This window comes from Kribbella sp. NBC_00889 (assembly GCF_045207705.1).
Lineage (GTDB): Bacteria > Actinomycetota > Actinomycetes > Propionibacteriales > Kribbellaceae > Kribbella.
In genome coordinates this window covers 3,012,426-3,030,228 of the sequence record NZ_CP108783.1, presented here as the reverse complement: position 1 = coordinate 3,030,228, position 17,803 = coordinate 3,012,426, and the positions used below count along the sequence as shown (strand labels likewise).

Annotated in this window: 14 protein-coding genes; 8 read left to right on the top strand and 6 right to left on the bottom strand. The window is 68.5% G+C overall.

Annotated elements, in window-relative coordinates; translation table 11 throughout:
* Positions 1 to 75 precede the first annotated feature (75 nt).
* Positions 76 to 924 carry an alpha/beta fold hydrolase gene (locus tag OG817_RS14635; protein WP_406054987.1) on the top strand — a complete coding sequence of 283 codons (849 nt, stop codon included), beginning with the start codon at positions 76 to 78 and terminating at the stop codon, positions 922 to 924.
* On the opposite strand, the gene OG817_RS14630 is transcribed toward OG817_RS14635, so the two are convergent.
* The gene (locus OG817_RS14630) at positions 897 to 1,337 is read right to left on the bottom strand and encodes an Lrp/AsnC family transcriptional regulator (RefSeq protein ID WP_360457859.1); all 441 of its coding nucleotides are present in this window, start codon (positions 1,335 to 1,337) and stop codon (positions 897 to 899) included. The two genes, OG817_RS14635 and OG817_RS14630, sit on opposite strands and share 28 nt — an antisense overlap.
* A 71-nt stretch (positions 1,338 to 1,408) precedes the next feature.
* Here OG817_RS14630 and OG817_RS14625 point away from each other — a divergent pair, with 71 nt between their 5' ends.
* The 3 genes from OG817_RS14625 to OG817_RS14615 are packed head-to-tail and all read left to right on the top strand — an operon-like array spanning position 1,409 to position 4,328.
* Positions 1,409 to 2,329, top strand: coding sequence for a 5'-3' exonuclease H3TH domain-containing protein (locus OG817_RS14625; RefSeq protein ID WP_406057447.1), 921 nt, complete (start codon positions 1,409 to 1,411; stop codon positions 2,327 to 2,329).
* Positions 2,326 to 3,519: a M20 family metallopeptidase gene (locus tag OG817_RS14620; RefSeq protein WP_406054985.1), complete on the top strand. Its 1,194-nt coding sequence runs from the start codon at positions 2,326 to 2,328 to the stop codon at positions 3,517 to 3,519. The genes OG817_RS14625 and OG817_RS14620 overlap by 4 nt, the downstream gene beginning before the upstream one ends.
* Positions 3,516 to 4,328 carry an alpha/beta fold hydrolase gene (locus tag OG817_RS14615; protein ID WP_406054983.1) on the top strand — a complete coding sequence of 271 codons (813 nt, stop codon included), beginning with the start codon at positions 3,516 to 3,518 and terminating at the stop codon, positions 4,326 to 4,328. Before OG817_RS14620 ends, OG817_RS14615 begins: the two co-directional genes overlap by 4 nt.
* On the opposite strand, the gene OG817_RS14610 is transcribed toward OG817_RS14615, so the two are convergent.
* Positions 4,306 to 5,478, bottom strand: a complete 1,173-nt coding sequence (locus OG817_RS14610) for an MFS transporter (protein WP_406054981.1) — start codon at positions 5,476 to 5,478, stop codon at positions 4,306 to 4,308. The genes OG817_RS14615 and OG817_RS14610 overlap by 23 nt on opposite strands.
* Positions 5,479 to 5,563: 85 nt before the next feature.
* Between OG817_RS14610 and OG817_RS14605 the strand changes: the two genes are divergently transcribed.
* Positions 5,564 to 6,175, top strand: coding sequence for a CGNR zinc finger domain-containing protein (locus OG817_RS14605; protein ID WP_406054979.1), 612 nt, complete (start codon positions 5,564 to 5,566; stop codon positions 6,173 to 6,175).
* Positions 6,176 to 6,233: 58 nt separating this feature from the next.
* Here OG817_RS14605 and OG817_RS14600 read toward each other — a convergent pair whose 3' ends face one another.
* The 4 genes from OG817_RS14600 to OG817_RS14585 are packed head-to-tail and all read right to left on the bottom strand — an operon-like array spanning position 6,234 to position 11,534.
* Complete coding sequence (locus OG817_RS14600; RefSeq protein ID WP_406054977.1) at positions 6,234 to 8,324, bottom strand: ABC transporter ATP-binding protein; 2,091 nt, start codon at positions 8,322 to 8,324, stop codon at positions 6,234 to 6,236.
* Entirely contained in the window at positions 8,321 to 10,054 is a 1,734-nt protein-coding gene (locus OG817_RS14595) for an ABC transporter ATP-binding protein (protein ID WP_406054975.1), read from the bottom strand. Before OG817_RS14595 ends, OG817_RS14600 begins: the two co-directional genes overlap by 4 nt.
* A complete protein-coding gene (locus tag OG817_RS14590) occupies positions 10,048 to 10,722 on the bottom strand; it encodes a TetR/AcrR family transcriptional regulator (protein WP_406054973.1) in 675 nt (224 codons plus the stop codon). The genes OG817_RS14595 and OG817_RS14590 overlap by 7 nt, the downstream gene beginning before the upstream one ends.
* 29 nt (positions 10,723 to 10,751) lie before the next feature.
* Positions 10,752 to 11,534 carry a TetR/AcrR family transcriptional regulator gene (locus OG817_RS14585; protein WP_406054971.1) on the bottom strand — a complete coding sequence of 261 codons (783 nt, stop codon included), beginning with the start codon at positions 11,532 to 11,534 and terminating at the stop codon, positions 10,752 to 10,754.
* A 178-nt stretch (positions 11,535 to 11,712) separates the two neighbouring features.
* Here OG817_RS14585 and OG817_RS14580 point away from each other — a divergent pair, with 178 nt between their 5' ends.
* From OG817_RS14580 to OG817_RS14570, 3 genes are read left to right on the top strand one after another with little or no spacing between them, the layout of a single operon-like run.
* On the top strand, positions 11,713 to 13,599 hold the full coding sequence (locus tag OG817_RS14580; RefSeq protein ID WP_406057445.1) for an ABC transporter ATP-binding protein: 1,887 nt from the start codon (positions 11,713 to 11,715) through the stop codon (positions 13,597 to 13,599).
* A gap of 30 nt (positions 13,600 to 13,629) precedes the next feature.
* Positions 13,630 to 16,488 (top strand): DEAD/DEAH box helicase, encoded by a 2,859-nt coding sequence (locus OG817_RS14575; RefSeq protein WP_406054969.1) that lies wholly within the window; start codon positions 13,630 to 13,632, stop codon positions 16,486 to 16,488.
* A complete protein-coding gene (locus OG817_RS14570) occupies positions 16,485 to 17,675 on the top strand; it encodes an SWIM zinc finger family protein (RefSeq protein WP_406054967.1) in 1,191 nt (396 codons plus the stop codon). Before OG817_RS14575 ends, OG817_RS14570 begins: the two co-directional genes overlap by 4 nt.
* Positions 17,676 to 17,803: the final 128 nt, after the last annotated feature.

Below are 17,803 nucleotides of genomic sequence, written 5' to 3'. Positions count from 1 at the left end.
ACCGCTCCTCTCCCGAGCCGCCGACGGCGGATGCATAGTCGACGCCTGTCCGGTCCGAACGAGGAAGGCTGTTTCATGAAGGAATCCGTACTGGAAGTCCCCGGCGCCCGACTGCACCACTTCACCCGTGGTTCAGGCCCCCTGCTCGTCCTCATCTCCGGAGGTCACGGGGACGCCGGCGCGACCGAAGCGCTCGCAACCCACCTGGCCGACAGGTACACCGTCCTCACCTACGCCCGCCGAGGCCTGTCCTGTAGCACCACCGACACCCCCGCGCTGACGCTGGCCACGCACGCCGACGACCTGTCCCTCCTGCTCGCCACCGTCACCACAGAACCGGCGTACGTCTATGGCAGCAGCTTCGGCGGCCTGATCGCGCTGGAACTCACCACCAGGCATCCCGATCAGGTCGGCGTGGTCGTCGCCCATGAAGCCCCCGTCACCCAACTGCTACCGGCCGCGGAGCGCGCCGCCGCCATCCAGGACTTCCTCACAGTCGAGGAAATCTTCACAACGAAAGGGGTCACTCCTGCCCTCCGCTGGTTCGCGAAGTTCCTCGACATCGACCCGACCGACCGCGAACCCGACAACCCCCTGCGGACCCCCGGCCCCGACCATTTCCTGAACGCAGCGGTGCTCCTGACCCACGACACCCCAGCCATTCGCGCCTACACCGTCAATCTCACCGACCTCAAGAACTCCCCCGCCCGCGTGGTCCCCGCAGCCGGCCAGGACTCGACCCACATCTGGCCGAACAAGTGCGCCAGACTCCTCGCCGAACACCTCGGAGTCCCCTGCGAACCGTTCCCCGGCGCTCACAACGCCTACACCTTCCACCCCCGAGCCACCGCGGAGCGACTCCACCAGGTCCTCACCCAGCAGGCGGCGGAGGTGGGTCAGAGGGCTGGGGGGCGGCGTTCGTAGGGGGTGCTGAGGACGATGGTGGTTGTGGTGGAGACATTGGCTCGGCCTCGGATAGTGGCCAGGAGGTTTTCGAGGGCCACCGGGGAGGCGACCCGGACGACGAGGATGTAGCTGGAGTCGCCTGCGACGGAGTAGCAGGACTCGATCTCGGGGACGTCGCGGAGGCGCTCGGGTGAGTCGTCGGGCTGGGACGGGTCGATCGGGCGGATCGAGATCAGCGCGGTCAGCGGCAGGTCGAGCGCGGTGTGGTCGACGGTGGCGGCGTACCCCTGGATGATGCCGCGTTGCTCGAGCCGCTTGACCCGCTGGTGCACCGCCGACGTCGACAGGCCGGTCGCCTTGCCGAGGTCGGTGAAGCTCATCCTGCCGTCACTGGCAAGCAGCCCGACGATCTTGCGGTCCAGGTCCTCCATCCTGGAGACCCTACTGCCGCGGCACCCTGGCATGAAAGCATCGCCCCATGGCTGAGACGACCCAGCGGCTGATGCTGCTCGATACCGCGTCGCTGTACTTTCGCGCCTTCTTCGGCGTCCCCGACACGATGAAGGCTGCCGACGGTACGCCGACCAACGCGGTCCGTGGGCTGCTCGACTTCATCGCGCGGCTGGCCGAGAACCACCGGCCGACCCACCTGGTGGCGTGCTGGGACGACAACTGGCGACCGTCCTGGCGGGTCGCGCTGATCCCGTCGTACAAGGCGCAGCGGGTCGAGTTCGTGACGCCGAAGGGCGAGCAGGTCGAGGACGTACCGGACCGGCTCGAGGTCCAGGTGCCGTACATCCGGGCCTGCCTGGAGGCCCTCGGCATCGCCATCGTCGGCGCGGCCGACCACGAGGCCGACGACGTGATCGGCACACTCTCGCACCAGGCGACTATGCCGGTCGACGTCGTCACCGGCGACCGGGACCTGTTCCAGTTGATCGACGACAGCCGCGGCATCCGGATCGTCTACACCGCCGCGCGCGGAGTCGGCCGGGCCGACGTGTACGACGAGAAGGCGCTGCTCGCCAAGTACGACGTCCCCGCGAACCGGTACGCCGACTTCGCGACGCTCCGCGGTGACGCCTCCGACGGTCTGCCCGGCGTCAAGGGCATCGGCGAGAAGACAGCAGCCTCCCTGGTCACGGCGTACGGCGATCTGGACGCGATCCGGGCCGCGGCCGCGGATCCGGGTACGCCGATGTCGCCGTCGGTGAAGCGCAAGATCCTCGAGGCGAGCGACTACCTCGACGTCGCGCCGAAGGTGGTCGCGGTGGCCAAGGACGCACCGGTCGGCACGTTCGACGCAACCATCCCGAGCGAGGTCAAGGACCCAGAACGATGGCTCGACCTGGTCGAACTGCTCGAGCTGGGTGGCAGCGCCCAGCGGGTCATGAACGCACTGAACCTGGGACCGAAGGCATGACCCGGACTGTCGAGCTGGCGGAGCAGTTCCGCGACGAGATCGTCGCCCTCCGCCGGGCGCTGCACCAGGTGCCGGAGTACGACCTCGAACTGCCGAAGACCCAGCAACTCATCCTCGACGCGCTCGCAGGCCTGCCGCTGGAGATCACGCTCGGCAAGGAGCTGTCCTCGGTGACCGCCGTACTGCGCGGCGGAGGCGGACCCGGGCCGGTCGTCCTGCTCCGCGGCGACATGGACGCGCTGCCGGTGAGCGAGCGGGTCGACGTCCCGTACGTGTCCCAGCATCCCGGGATGATGCATGCCTGCGGCCACGATCTCCACGTCGCCGGGTTGGTCGGCGCCGCGAAGATCCTGTCGGCGATGCAGGCCGAGCTCGCCGGTGACGTGGTGTTCATGTTCCAGCCGGGCGAGGAGACCACTGGCGGGGCGCCGATCATGATCCGCGAGGGCGTGCTCGAGGCGGCCGGCCGACGTGCGGACGCGGCGTACGGACTGCATGTCGGGTCCGCAGGACAACCGCGCGGGATGTGGAGCAGCCGTCCGGGCTCGTTCATGGCGGCGGCCGACCAGCTGAACGTCCGCGTCGTGGGTGCGGGTACGCACGGGTCGACGCCGTACCGCGGCAAGGACCCGATCCCGGTGCTCTGCGAGATCGTGACCGCTCTGCAGACGATGATCACGCGTCAGTTCGATGTGTTCGACCCGGTCGTGCTCACGGTCGGACGGATCGCGGGCGGCACGAAGGAGAACATCATCCCGGACGACGCGTTCTTCGAGGCGACCGTCCGGACGTTCTCCGAGGAAGCCCGGGCGAAGGTGCAGCAGGCGTCGATCCAACTGGTCGAGGCGATGGCCAGCGCGCACGGGCTGGTCGCCAAGGCCGAGTACCGGATCGGCTACCCGGTGACAGTCAACAACGTCGAGGAGTATCAGTTCGCCCGCGACGTCATCGTCGACGTCTTCGGCCCCGACCGCTTCCGCGAACGCGCCAACCCTCGCTGTGGCGCCGAGGACATGTCCTACGTCCTCAACGAGGTCCCCGGCGTCTACCTCAACCTCAGCGCCTGCCGGTCGGCCGACCCCGACGCGGCCGCCGACAACCACTCGCCCTTGGCCGACTTCGACGACTCCGTCCTCCCCGACGGAGCCGCCCTCCTGGCCGAACTCGCCGTACGCCGCCTCGCCCGATGATCAACCCGACGAGGAACTTCGTGGAGGTGCCCGACGGCTACCTCTACTACGAGCAGCACGGCCAGGGCCCGGATGTCGTGCTCCTGAACGGCGGTCTGGCCGACGTTCGGATGTGGGACTCGACGGTGGCATGGCTGTCGGAGACGTCGCGAGTCACGACCTGGGACTATCGGGACAACGGGCTCTCGTCACCGTCGTACGCGGCGTACAGCGAGATCGACGACCTGGCAGCCGTCCTGGATGCGGCGGGCGTCGAGCGTGCGGTGCTGATCGGCTCCTCCGATGGTGCCCGGCGGGCGTTGGGGTTCGCGCACCGGTATCCCGACCGAGTCCGCCGGGTGTGCGCGGTGGCCGGATCGTTCGGGGAGTTCCCGGACGCAAGCTCGGTGGAGGCGGCGGCTCGCGTGGTGATGCGGGCACACTTCACCCGTCTCGAGGAGATCCTGGCCGCTGACGGCATCCCGGCGGCCGCGGCGTACGACGTCGGCGGCTGGTGCCCGATGGTGAACGACGCCGACCGCCGCCTGCTGATCGGCCTGGCGATCGCCAACTCCCGCGTGCTGACGATGCCCATCCATCACGGCGAGGAGCTCGATCCCCCGATCAAGACCCGGTTCGCCGAGCTCAAGCCGCCGTTGTCCGTACTCGTCGGCGGCCGTGACTTTCAAGGCACCCAACTCTGGGCCCGACGCCTGGCCGACGAGGCCCCGAACACCGAGCTCGAGGTGCTGCCGGGCGCGGATCACATGCCGATGTTCTCCGCGCCCGGCGAGTTCCGGGAGTTCCTCACGCGTTCTCTGTCCGGCTGACGAGTTCGCCCGGACCGACTCGATCGCGGCGCAACGCGAGTGCGGTGAGCCCGATCCCGAGCACGGTGGTGATGGCGGCGACCAGGTAGATCGCGGGGAGCCCGGGGCCGGCGATGATTCGGCCGCCGAGCCATCCGGCACATGCTGCCGCGAGTTGGTACGCCGAGGCGTTGACGGCGATCGCCAACGTCGGGGCAGCCGCGGCCGTGCTCAGGACGCGGCTCTGCATGCCGGGGATCACGGAGAAGCCGACGGCCCCGGCAGCGAACACCAGCAAGCCGGTGACCACCGGCGTCGGACTGACCCGCAGCGCGATGAGCAGGACGAGGAGCACACTCAGGGCGCTGAGCTGGGAAGGCAACAACGCCCGGTCCGCCAGCCGGCCGCCGAGCAGGTTGCCGATCGTTGCTCCGACACCGTAGATCAGCAGCATCGGAGCGACCGCGCCTGCTGCGAACGAACCAGGTCCGGTCAGCAACGGCGCGAGATACGTGAACACCATGAGCAGACCGATGTTCGCGACCGCGGTGGTGGTGATCGCGAGCAACAGGTCGCGATCGCGGAAGACGGCGAACTCCCCCAGCGCCCGGTTCCGCGTGCCGGCCTGGTCGCCTGGCACGAAGCGGGCGACCAGGAGTAGCCCGACGGCGCAGCACGCGGTGATCGCACCGAACGTCGCGCGCCAGCCGAACGCCTCGCCGATCCAGGTGCCGAGCGGCGCGCCGAGAATCATGGCCAGATTCATGCCGAAGACAAGCTTCGCGACGGTCGCCCCCTGCTTGCCCGCCGGCGCGGACGAAATCACGATGACGATCGCGTTCGCGAAGAACGTCGACGTCACCAGCGCGGTCACGATCCGCGCCGCGAACAGGATCTCGTATCCGGGCGCCAGAGCCGACAGCAGGTTGCCGGCCACGGCGACGACCAGCAGAGCCAGCACCAGTCGCTTGCGTGGACGGCCGGCGGTGATTGCTGTCAGCAACGGTCCGCCGACGATCATGCCGAGTGCGTACGCCGTCACCAGCAGGCCGGCCGCGGGGATCGAGACCTCCAGATCGCCCGCGACCGCGGGCAGGATCCCAGTGAGCACGAACTCGCCGGTGGTGACGCCGAAGACGCAGACCATCAACGCCAGCAGTGTGCCTCTCATGATCTCCTCATGAATACATTGGGGTTTATCCGTGAGAACCGTAGGTGGTTCTCACGGATATTGGCAAGCTGTACCATGAGATCCCATGAGTGAACCGTCGATCGCGGAGCTGGCACCAACCGCCCCGCTGCCGCCTGCCCCCGGCGCCGAGGACTACCTGGCCCTCGACTTCGTCAACACCGCGATCGCGCTGCCCGGCGGTCAGTACGTCGACCTCCTCGGTACGCCGGAGGCGGTGAACCAGTGGCTCACCGGCCACGCGCTCGCGGCCGACGACGCCGGTGTTCAGGAGATGTGCGCGACGCAGCTACGCGCCCTGCGCGAACATGTGCGCGCGCTGTTCGCGGCCCGGGTCGAAAGGCTTCCCGCGCTGCCATCGGCCCTCTCCGCCGTCAACGACGCCCTGACCCGCGTCCCGACAGCGTCACTGTTGCTCTGGGACGAGCGGAACGGTCCGTACCGCGCCGCGATCTGTCCCCCGAACGAGACCCTCGACCGCGCCCTGGCCACCATCGCCGCCGGCGCCGCCGACCTCCTCACCAGCGCCGACGCCGACACCCTCGCCGCCTGTGACTCCCCACCTTGCAACCGCTACCTGCTCCGCCACGGCCGCCGCCACTGGTGCTCCACCCGCTGCGGCGACCGGGTCCGCGCGGCTCGTGCCTACGCTCGACGCACGCGGCCCCACTCAGCCTGAGAGTCTCGGCTCCCCAATAGCCGTGGACGGGACGCCTGGTAGGCGTCCCCGTCCCGGATCATCGGCGTACGGCGGGGGCTGCTGCCGGGGTAGGTGTCAGGGCTGCGGCTTCCTCGTCGATGTCTATTACCGCGCCGCTGAACTGGGCGTTGTAGAGGCGGGCGTAGGCGCCGTCGGCCGCGAGCAACTCGCGGTGGTTGCCTTGTTCGACGATCGCGCCGTTCTCCATGACGAGGATGAGGTCCGCGTCGCGGATCGTGGAGAGGCGGTGGGCGATCACGAAGCTGGTGCGGTCGGAGCGGAGTGCGGCCATCGCCCGCTGCACGAGGACCTCGGTGCGGGTGTCGACCGAGCTGGTCGCCTCGTCCAGGATCAGCAGTTGCGGATCGGCCAGGAACGCCCGCGCGATGGTCAGCAGCTGCTTCTCACCGGCACTGACGTTGCTGCCCTCCTCGTCGATCACCGTGTCGTACCCATCGGGCAGGCTGTGCACGAACCGGTCGACGTACGTCGCCTTGGCCGCGGCCAGCATGTCCTCCTCGGTGGCCTTCAGGTTGCCGTAGAGGATGTTGTCCCGGATCGTGCCGCCGAACAGCCAGGTGTCCTGCAGCACCATCCCGATCCGCGACCGCAGGTCGTGCCGGGTCAGCTCGGTGATATCGACACCGTCGAGCGTGATCCGCCCGCCGTTCAGCTCGTAGAACCGCATGATCAGGTTGACCAGCGTGGTCTTGCCCGCACCCGTCGGACCGACGATCGCGACCGTCTGGCCGGGCTCGGCGACCAGGCTCAGGTCGGTGATCAGCGGCTTGTCCGGGTCGTACGAGAACGACACGTGCTCGAACGCGACCCGCCCGCGGGAGTCGGTGACCTTCTCCGGCGTCGCGTCGTCCGGCACCTGCTCGTCGGCGTCCAGTACCTCGAAGACCCGCTCGGCCGAGGCGACCCCGGACTGCAGCAGGTTGGCCATCGAGGCCACCTGGGTCAGTGGCTGGGTGAACTGGCGCGAGTACTGGATGAACGCCTGGACGTCGCCCAGAGACATCGTGCCGGAGGCGACCCGCAGACCACCGATGACGGCGATGACCACGTAGTTGACGTTCCCGATGAACATCATCACCGGCATGATCAGACCGGAGATGAACTGCGCCCCGAACGCGGCCTGGTACAGCTCCTCGTTCTTCTTCGCGAAGCCCTCCTCGATCTCCTTCTGCCGGCCGAACACCTTCACCAACTCGTGCCCGGTGAAGGCCTCCTCGATCTGGCCGTTCAACGCGCCGGTATGACGCCACTGGGCGACGAACCGGACCTGCGACCGCTTGGCGATCACCGCGGTCAGGACCATCGAGATCGGGATCGTGACGAGCGCGATCAGGGCCAGCAGCGGCGAGACCACGAACATCATCGTGACGACGCCGATCACCGTCAGCAGCGAGGTGAGCAGCTGGCTCAGCGTCTGCTGCAGGCTGGTCGAGATGTTGTCGATGTCGTTAGTCACCCGGCTGAGCAGCTCGCCGCGTGGTGCGCCGTCGAAGTAGCTCAGCGGCAGCCGGTTCAACTTGCCCTCGACATCGGACCGCAGCGCGAGGATGGTCCGCTGGACCACGCCGTTCAGGATGTAGCCCTGCATCCAGGACAGGAAGAACGCGCCGACGTACAGGCCGAGCACCATCAGCAGGACGTTGCGCAAGGCATCGAAATCGATGCCGACGCCCGGGATCAGGTCGATCCCGCCGAGCAGGTCGGCCAGCCGGCCGTTGCCCGAGGCCCGGGCCTGCTCGATCACCTGGTCCTTGGTCAGACCGCTCGGGAACTGCTTGCCGATCGCACCGGAGAAGATGATGTCGGTCGCGCGGCCGAGGATCTTCGGCCCGAGCACCGACAGCGTGACGCTGCAGACCGCGAGTGCGACGACGACGGTCACCTGGAGCCGATGCGGCCGCAACCGCCCGAGCAGCCGCTTCGCCGACGGACCGAAGTTCATCGACTTGTCCCCCGGGATACCACCCGGAGGCCCGAACGCCCGGCCCGTGGTCGGCCGCTCGGTCGCCTTCACCGTCGTCGTACCACCGGCCGGCGCCGCCTCGGGCGTCGCAGCCGCCGGTCCCTGTCCGTTCGGAGAGGGCGGGGTCTTGTTCTCCTCGCTCATGCTGCCTCCTCCGCGGATCGCTGGGACTCGACGATCTCGACGTACGTCGGACAGCTGTCGAGCAACTCGTCATGCCGGCCCTTGCCGACGATCGCGCCGTCCTCGACCACCACGATCTGGTCGGCGTCGACGATCGTGGACACGCGTTGCGCCACGATCACCACACACGCTTGCGCCGTGATCGGCCGCAGCGCCGCCCGCAGCCGGGCGTCGGTGGACAGGTCCAGCGCGGAGAACGAGTCGTCGAACAGGTAGATCTCCGGCTTGCGGACCAGTGCCCGCGCAATCGCGAGCCGCTGCCGCTGACCACCGGACACGTTCGTGCCGCCCTGTGCGATCGGCGCTTCCAGCCCTTCCGGCATCGCCTCGACGAAGTCCTTGCCCTGGGCAATCTCCAGCGCGCGCCAGAGGTCCTCGTCGGTCGCGTCCGGGTTGCCGTAGCGCAGGTTGCTGGCGACCGTCCCGGAGAACAGGTACGGCCGTTGTGGCACCAGGCCGATCCGCTCCCAGAGCGCCTCCGGCTCGATGTCGCGTACGTCGATCCCGTCGACGAGCACCCGCCCGCCGGTGGCATCGAACAACCGCGGCACCAGCGAGAGCAGCGTCGTCTTGCCCGCACCCGTGCTCCCGATGATCGCGGTCGTCTGCCCCGGCGAGGCGACGAGGTCGATGTTGCGCAGTACCGGCTCGGCCGCCCCCGGGTACTGGAACGACGCGTTCTCGAAGACCAACTGACCGCGACCGGTGAACGACTTGATCGCGGTGACCGGCGGCCGGACCGAGGACTCGGTGTCCAGGACCTCGGAGATCCGGTCCGCGCAGACCGCGGCGCGCGGCACCATGATCATCACGAACACGCCCATCATCACCGAGAACAGGATCTGGATCAGATAGCTCAGGAAGGCGGTCAGCGCACCGACCTCCATCGTCCCGTTCTCGACCCGGGAGGCGCCGAACCACAGCACCGCGATACTCGACACGTTCAGGATCAGCATCACCGTCGGGAACACCAGCGCCATCAGCCGGCCGGCCCGGATGGCCGTGTCGGTCAGGTTCTGGTTCGCCTCGCCGAAGCGCTCGACCTCGTGCGGCTCGCGAACGAAGGCGCGGACCACTCGGATGCCGGAGATCTGCTCGCGCAGGACCCGGTTCACCCCGTCGATGTTCTTCTGCATCTTCCGGAACTGCGGGACCATCCGGCTCGCGATGAAGCCGACGCAGATCGCCAGCAGCGGTACGGCGACGGCCACCAGCCAGGACAGGCCGACGTCCTCGCGGACCGCCATGAACACGCCGCCGATCATCGTGATCGGTGCGGCTACCAGCATCGTGCAGGTGGTGACCACCAGCATCTGGATCTGGGTGACGTCGTTCGTACTGCGAGAGATCAGTGTCGGTGCACCGAACTGGTTGACCTCCCGCGCGGAGAACTCGCCGACCCGGTGGAACACCGCGGCGCGGACGTCCCGGCCGAACAGCGCGGCGGTCTTCGCACCGAAGTACACCGCGATGATCGTGCAGATGATCTGCACCAGGCTGACAGCCAGCATCCAGCCGCCGGTTTGCATGATGTAGTCGGTGTCGCCCTTGGCCACGCCGTTGTCGATGATGTCGGCGTTCAGGCTGGGCAGGTAGAGAGAAGCGATCGTCCCGATCAGCTGCAGGACGACCACTATGGACAGGTTTCCCACGTACGGACGCAGGTGCGTACGCAAGAGTCGAACTAGCATCGATCATCCCCAGAGTCGTGATGGCGGGCACCGCCGAGTGAGTACTCGGCGACACCCCCGGGGGCGGCGTGCTGACCGGAGTCGTGCCAGCGGACACCGTCGAACGCGAAGTCGACGATCTCCTCGGCGGTCAGTACGACGCCACCGGAAATCATTGGGTGGGTGGCGGAGAAGGTGATCAGCCCGATCCGGCGGACCACCTCTTCGGGCGGGAAGCGCAACTGGTCCTGATCCGGGCGGAGCAGGTCGGCGAACGCGGCATTGGCCAGGTCGGACTGGCGCTTGCGATGGGCCTCGTCCATCGGCATGGACTTGAAGTCGGGCGGCCGGCGCATCCGTAGGGTGAACATGAGCTTGAAGACGCTGCGCAGGCGGTTCTGACCGACCTCGACCGCGGCGATGGTGCGCTCCCGAAGCGGCAGCGAGCGGTCGACGTTCTCCAGTGCCGTGATCAGGTCACTGGTGTCGAACGCGGTCGCCATCACGGCATCGATCAGCGCGTCCTTGCTGCCGAAGGCCCGGAAGATCGTCCCCTCGGCGATCCCGGCCGCTTCGGCGATCTGCTTGGTGCTCACCTCGGCGCCGAACTCCTCCAGCAACGGCAGCGCGGCCCGGACGATGGCGGCGCGCCGTTCCTCGGGTGGCAGTGGTGTGGCTCGTGGTGTCACGTGTCGAGATTAACTGAGTGAGTACTCACTCACAACTTCTTTCGCACTTTCGGGCCAGACCGGTTCTCCACCAGCGCGGACACGCCGTCCAGGAGCCGCGCAAGACCGTATTCGAACGCATGATCGGAGTCGTACGGCGCGTCGAACTCATTCCCGACCGTCGTCCCCACCCGGGTCGCGAGCGGGAACTGCTGGGCGTCGGCGATCTTGTCCAGGTGCGGCACGTGTGCCAGCCACCACTCCTTGTCGGTCATTCCCGACCGCTGGATCACCTGTCGCGCCTCGACGTCGGTCCGTACGGCGCCGTGCACGTACCCGTTCACCAGAGCCACCGTGGCATCCATCTCGACGTCGGTCAGGCCGATGCCCTCGACCGCCTCGAGTTCGTACTCGTATTTCGCCATCACGTGCGGACCGAGCGGAGGGCGACTGACCGCGATCTGGAGCATCCACGGGTGGCGCAGGTACAGCTCGCGGTTCTCCCGGGCCACTTCGTCGAGCCGGGCTCGCCAGTCCCCGTCCACCTCGCGCCGCGGCAGTTCGCCGTACACGGTGTCGAGCATGACGTCGAGCAACTCGCCCTTGCCCGGGAAGTAGCGGTACAGCGTCATCGCGCCGGCACCGAGCTCGTCGGCGACGCGGCGCATCGACATCGCTCCGATCCCCTCGGCGTCGGCGATGCGCACAGCGGCCTCGACGATCCCCTCCACCGTGAGCGCCGGCTTCGGCCCGCGGGTCGGCTGCGGTCGCCGGCGCCAGAGCAGCTCCAGGCTCCGTGCCGGGTCGCCGCTGCCGCTGTACTCCTGATTCATGTGCGCGATTCCTCCGGATTGGCTACACTCAACCGCACTTCGTACAGCGTACTCAGTTTAAAAGTCGATTGACCTCAAGCACTGTCGAGGTTCTACGGTCGGGAACTGTCGGTGCTGTCCTGAATCATCGACCTTCCCGATCCACCGATCCCAGCGGAGCACAGCCGTGAGCATGGAGATGACCGCGTGGAACTCGCTGTACCACGCGATGAACGCCCAGGACGAGAAACGCCCGTTCTCACGGGCCACGCTGCTGCGGATCCTCGCCTTCGCGCGCCCGCACCGGCGGCAACTGATCGCGTTCCTCGTGCTGAGCGTCGGCGCGGCCGTGCTCGCGGTCGCGACGCCGGTGCTGGCCGGGAAGGTGGTCAACGCGATCGTGGGCGGGGAGGCGTTCAGCTTCGTTCTGCAGCTGTCCCTCCTGATCGCGGTGATCGCGATCGCCGAGGCCGGGATCAGCCTGTGGACGCGCTGGCTGTCGGCGCGGATCGGTGAAGGACTGATCCTGGATCTGCGGACGGCGGTGTTCGACCACATCCAGCGGATGCCGATCGCCTTCTTCACCCGGACCCGGACCGGAGCGCTGGTCTCCCGGCTGAACAACGACGTGATCGGGGCCCAGCGCGCGTTCAGCGACACGCTGTCCGGCGTCGTCAGCAACCTCGTGATGCTGGTGCTCACCCTGGTCGTGATGCTCGGGGTGTCGTGGCAGATCACTCTGCTCGCGCTGATCCTCCTGCCGATCTTCGTGATACCGGCCCGCCGGGTCGGGACCAAGCTGGCCGCGCTGGAGCGGGAGGCGGCGAACTACAACGCGACCATGAGCACGCAGATGACCGAGCGGTTCTCGGCGCCGGGCGCGACGCTGGTGAAGCTGTTCGGCCGGCCGAAGCGGGAGTCGCTGGAGTTCGCGATCCGGGCACGGCGGGTGCGCGACATCGGCGTGCGGACCGCGATGGTGCAGTGGATCTTCGTCACCGCGCTGACCCTGGTGTCGGCGCTCGCGCTGGCGCTCGTCTACGGACTCGGCGGGTTCTACGCGCTACGCGACCAGCTCGACGCAGGTTCTGTCGTCTCGATGGCCTTGCTGCTCACCCGGCTGTACTCACCGCTCACGGCGCTGGCGAGTGCGCGGCTCGAGGTGATGACCGCACTGGTCAGCTTCGAGCGCGTCTTCGAGGTGCTGGATCTCGAGCCGCTCATCAAGGACAAGCCGGATGCCGGCCGGGTGCCCGAGGGGCCGGTGGCGGTCGAGTTCGCGCAGGTCGGCTTCGCGTACCCCTCCGCGGACAAGGTCTCGCTGGCCTCGCTCGAGGAGGTCGCCAAGCTCGACACCCGCGGCGGTGTCGAGGTGCTGCATGACGTGTCCTTCCGCGCGGAGCCCGGGCAGATGGTCGCGCTCGTCGGCTCGTCCGGCGCCGGGAAGTCGACCATCGCGCAGCTCATCCCCCGGTTGTACGACGTCGATTCGGGCGCGGTGAAGCTCGCCGGGGTCGACGTACGGGACGTGTCGGCGGAGTCGCTGCGGGAAACGCTCGGCATGGTCACGCAGGACGGTCACCTCTTCCATGACTCGATCCGCGAGAATCTGTTGCTCGCTCGGCCGGAGGCCTTGGAGGCCGACCTGTGGGATGCGCTGACCCGGGCACGGCTGGGTGAACTGATCAGATCGCTGCCGGATCAGCTGGACACGGTGGTCGGTGAACGTGGGTACCGGCTGTCGGGTGGTGAGCGGCAGCGGCTCACGATCGCTCGGCTGCTGCTCGCGCAACCGCGGGTCGTGATCCTCGACGAGGCCACGGCGGCGCTGGACTCGACCAACGAGGCGGCTGTGCAGGCAGCGCTGACCGAGGCGCTGGCCGGACGTACGGCGGTTGTGATCGCGCACCGGTTGTCGACCATCCGGGCCGCCGACCAGATCCTCGTGATCGAGGCCGGCCGGATCATCGAGCGTGGCACCCACACGGATCTGCTCGCTGCGCGCGGTCGGTACGAGGAGCTTTACCGAACGCAGTTCGATCAGCCGGACAGCGGTGCGGCTGATGTGGAGGCTGTCACGGTCTGAGGTCGTTTGCTGCGGATCGCATGAGAAGTGGTGAGGGAGGACGTCGGGTTGGCGAGTACGGGGCAGCAGGATCTGGTGGGGTGTGCGGTGGTGTTCAAGCCGGCTGACCCGCCTCGGGAAGGCCGGATCGCGTTCTGGGACCCGGACGGTGGGCAGCTTCCGCTGGGCGTTGGGGAGCAGACGGAGTTGGAGCTGGTCGTCGACGCGGAGCCGCGCTCGGTCCGCGCGATCGAGCTGACCGTCGCGGAGGCCGTACCGGTGCTCGGCCGCGCGCGGCGCGCGCCCGGCGCTCATCCGTCGGCCGCGTTCTGGGGCGGCGCCTCGTTGATCGCACTGCAGTTGGTGGCCCGGGGCAAGCTTCTTCCCGGCGTCTCCCCGGCCGGCCACGACGCCTGGCGCGCCGGTCCGCTCGATGCGGGCGATGTCACCCGCCTCCTCGAACTAGCCGAAGCCATGCCACCGTCAGCCCGAGCCCTCCCCCTCGAACCAATCCCGCCCGCTCCCCCGTCGGGTGGTCCGGCGCCGATCGGTGCTGTCGGTGGCGGTGGGGTGCGGTTGCCTGTTGCCGAGGATCTGGTGCGGGCGTTCGTGGATGCGGTTGCGGATGGGATGCCGCGATCGCCCGCTGCTGCGAAGGCACATCAGACCGGGTTGTTCGCGGCGTCCACCCCGCAGCGGGCGGAGCGGTTGCGGTCGTGGGCCGACGAGGTGTCGGTGGGTTTGGACACCGGGGTGCGGATCTCGTTGCGGATCGAGATGGCCGACTCACTGGCGTTCTCGGCGGTAGTGCAGCTGCACAGCCTGAAGGACCCGACTCTGGTGCGGGACGCGTACGACGTTTGGGCCGAGGACGTCGCCGGGTTCGGTCCACGGGCGCGGCTCGATGCGACGCTGGCGATCCGGCGGGCCGCCCGCGTGTGGACACCCTTGGGTCGCCTCCTGGACTCCGCCGTACCGGATCGGATGGAGCTGGCCGACGAGGAGGTCGGTGAGCTGCTGGCGGGATCGGCGCAGCGGCTGACGGCAGCCGGGGTGGACCTGCACTGGCCGCGGAGCCTCGGGCGTGCGCTGACCGCTCGGGCCGCGATCACGTCGTCGGACGGACCGCCCAGCGACCTGCCGAGCTTCTTCGGCGGCGACGCCACCCTCGACTTCAGCTGGCAGGTTGCCCTCGGCAATGACCCTGACAGCGAGCCACTGACCGAGGCAGAGATGGACCAACTGGCCGAAGCGACCCGACCGGTGGTCAGACTTCGTGACCAGTGGATGCTGATCGACCCCGACCTGGCTCGGAAGGCCCGCGAGCGGATCCTCAAACCGGTCACCGCGATCGACGCGCTCAGCGCCGCACTCACCGGCAGCGCCGAGATCGACGGCCGCCAAGTCACGATCGAGCCGACGCGCTGGCTCGCGGATCTGCGCGCCCGGATCGCCGACCCGGACCGCGCCGACGAACCGGTCGAGGCACCGGCCGGCCTGCACGCCACCCTCCGCGACTACCAGCTCCGCGGTCTGCGCTGGCTCTCCCGGATGACCTCGCTCGGACTCGGCGGCTGCCTGGCCGACGACATGGGTCTGGGCAAGACGATCACTCTCATCTCGCTCCACCTGCACCGCCAGGAGTCGACCGCCACCGCAGGCCCCACCCTCGTGGTCTGTCCGGCGTCCCTGCTCGGCAACTGGGAGCGCGAGGTCCAGCGCTTCGCACCAGGCACCCCGGTACGTCGCTTCCACGGCTCCTCGAGATCACTCGACGACGCCGAGCACGGCTTCGTGCTGACGACATACGGCACCTTGCGGCGCGACGCCGTACGGCTGGCTGGTCATCGGTGGGCGATGGTCGTTGCCGACGAGGCACAGCATGTGAAGAACCCCTCGTCGAGTACGGCGAAGGCCTTGCGGACCGTGCCGTCGCAGGCGCGGGTGGCGTTGACCGGCACCCCGGTAGAGAACAACCTGTCCGAGCTGTGGGCGATCCTCGACTGGACGACGCCCGGTCTGCTCGGCCGGCTCGGGACGTTCCGGAATCGGTGGGCAGCGCCGATCGAGGCGGACAAGGACGAGGAGGTCGCGGAGCGGCTGGCGAAGCTGGTGCGGCCGTTCCTGCTCCGGCGCCGCAAGTCCGATCCCGGCATCGCGCCCGAGTTGCCGCCGAAGACGGAGACCGATCAGCCGGTGTCCCTCACGCGTGAGCAGGCGGTGTTGTACGAGGCAACGGTTCGCGAGCTGATGACGGAGGTGCAGGCCAGCGACCGGATGGCTCGGCGCGGGCTGATCGTGAAGCTGCTGACCGGACTCAAGCAGATCTGCAACCACCCGGCGCAGTACCTGAAGGAGGGCGACGACGCGCGCCTGAACGGACGGTCCGGGAAGCTCGAACTGCTGGACGAACTGCTGGAGACGATCGTGGCCGAGGACGGCGCGGTCCTGGTCTTCACGCAGTACGTCGCGATGGCGCGGCTGCTCGAGCGGCATCTGGCCGACCGCGGCATCGGTACGCAACTGCTGCATGGTGGGACGCCGGTGCCGAAGCGTGAGGAGATGGTCGAGCGGTTCCAGGACGGCGAGGTGCCGGTGTTCCTGCTGTCGTTGAAGGCGGCCGGGACCGGGCTGAACCTGACCCGGGCGGATCACGTCGTGCACTACGACCGGTGGTGGAATCCGGCGGTCGAGGATCAGGCGACGGACCGCGCGTACCGGATCGGGCAGACGCGGCCTGTGCAGGTGCACCGCTTGATTGCCGAAGGCACCATCGAGGACCGCATCGCCACGATGCTGAGCAGCAAGCGTGAACTCGCCGAAGCCGTCCTGACCGGCGGCGAGGCGGCCCTCACCGAACTCTCCGACACCGAACTCGCCGACCTCGTTGAGCTAAGAGGTGCACGATGACGGAGGCTCAGGGATTTCCTGCCTTTCCGGCACAGCGGCGGAGTACTCAAGGACGGTCGTGGTGGGCGCGGACGTGGGTGCAGGCACTCGAGGACACCTCGCTCGATGCGGACCAGCTGCGGAAGGGACGGCGGTACGCGAACTCCGGTCAGGTCGGGACGATCACGATCAGCCCGGGCCGGATCGCGGCGACCGTCTACTCCCCCGACGACACCTTCGAGGCCGTCGTTCACGTCGATGAGTTGAGTGACTCCGACTGGAGCCGCTTCCTCGACCAGGTAGCCGCTCGCGCAGGTCACATCGCCGCGCTCCTCGACGGTGAGATGCCGCACGACCTGGTGGAAGCGGCCGCCGACGCGGGCGTCTCGCTGCTCCCCGGTATCGGCGACCTCGACCCCAGCTGTACCTGCGACGGCTGGGAACTCCCCTGCCGGCACGCGGCCGCCCTCTGCTACCAAGTTGCCTGGCTACTCGACTCCGACCCGTTCGTCCTCCTCCTTCTCCGCGGCACCTCCCGCGACGACTTGCTCGACCAATTGCAAACGAGGAGCCAGACGGCACCGGCTGACGAAGCTGACGAAGCCGGCGCGTCACTGCACGACGTACTCGCGACTCCGGTCGGCGCGCTGCCCGACGTTCCGGACCTGCCGGGGAAGGTCGTCATCGACGAGCTGGCGGTCACTGGGATCGAGGCGCCCGCAGGCTTCGGGCCGACTCTGTTGCCGCTGCTCGTGTTGGACGCCGCTCGGCGGGCTCGCGCGTTGTTGAGTGCGCTTCTCAGCGGCGCCGGCGAGCCGCAGAGGCTCGACGAATGGCAGGACGCCGTACGACTGGCCGCGGACTTCCCCGAGTTAAGTGACGCTCTGGCCAACGCAACCGGGCGGAGCGAAGAGCTTGCCCTGGGCATCCAAGCCTGGCGGTACGGCGGAGCGCCCGGCCTCGACGTCCTCGAGCACACCTGGACACCCGATCCCGCCGAGCTCGCCCGCGCCCGGACCGAACTGCTTGCCGCCGACGACGAGCTCACCATCCAGGTCCTCGGCAACCAACTCGTCCTCGGGCGGGACACCCAGCTCAGACTCGACCACCACGGCCGTTGGCACGCGTACCGCCTGGTCGACGACACCTGGACCCCAACGGCGCCCGCCACGACCGATCCCCTTACCGCCCTGGCCACCGAGTCGTAAATCCGGTGCGGCCACCTGACAACGTGGCTAAGGTGGCGGGAACTTCGGAGCATCGAGGAGGTGAGTTGATGTCGGCGCGAACGAGTGCTGCCGCACGCCCGGCAGCCGACACGCTCATCCAACTCACC

Excerpts from the sequence above, each read along its gene's own strand:
- OG817_RS14635 (WP_406054987.1), top strand. The coding sequence starts at position 76 with ATGAAGGAATCCGTACTGGAAGTCCCCGGCGCCCGACTGCACCACTTC.
- OG817_RS14630 (WP_360457859.1), bottom strand. The coding sequence starts at position 1,337 with ATGGAGGACCTGGACCGCAAGATCGTCGGGCTGCTTGCCAGTGACGGC.
- OG817_RS14625 (WP_406057447.1), top strand. The coding sequence starts at position 1,409 with ATGCTGCTCGATACCGCGTCGCTGTACTTTCGCGCCTTCTTCGGCGTC.
- OG817_RS14620 (WP_406054985.1), top strand. The coding sequence starts at position 2,326 with ATGACCCGGACTGTCGAGCTGGCGGAGCAGTTCCGCGACGAGATCGTC.
- OG817_RS14615 (WP_406054983.1), top strand. The coding sequence starts at position 3,516 with ATGATCAACCCGACGAGGAACTTCGTGGAGGTGCCCGACGGCTACCTC.
- OG817_RS14610 (WP_406054981.1), bottom strand. The coding sequence starts at position 5,478 with ATGAGAGGCACACTGCTGGCGTTGATGGTCTGCGTCTTCGGCGTCACC.
- OG817_RS14605 (WP_406054979.1), top strand. The coding sequence starts at position 5,564 with ATGAGTGAACCGTCGATCGCGGAGCTGGCACCAACCGCCCCGCTGCCG.
- OG817_RS14600 (WP_406054977.1), bottom strand. The coding sequence starts at position 8,324 with ATGAGCGAGGAGAACAAGACCCCGCCCTCTCCGAACGGACAGGGACCG.
- OG817_RS14595 (WP_406054975.1), bottom strand. The coding sequence starts at position 10,054 with ATGCTAGTTCGACTCTTGCGTACGCACCTGCGTCCGTACGTGGGAAAC.
- OG817_RS14585 (WP_406054971.1), bottom strand. The coding sequence starts at position 11,534 with ATGAATCAGGAGTACAGCGGCAGCGGCGACCCGGCACGGAGCCTGGAG.
- OG817_RS14580 (WP_406057445.1), top strand. The coding sequence starts at position 11,713 with ATGACCGCGTGGAACTCGCTGTACCACGCGATGAACGCCCAGGACGAG.
- OG817_RS14570 (WP_406054967.1), top strand. The coding sequence starts at position 16,485 with ATGACGGAGGCTCAGGGATTTCCTGCCTTTCCGGCACAGCGGCGGAGT.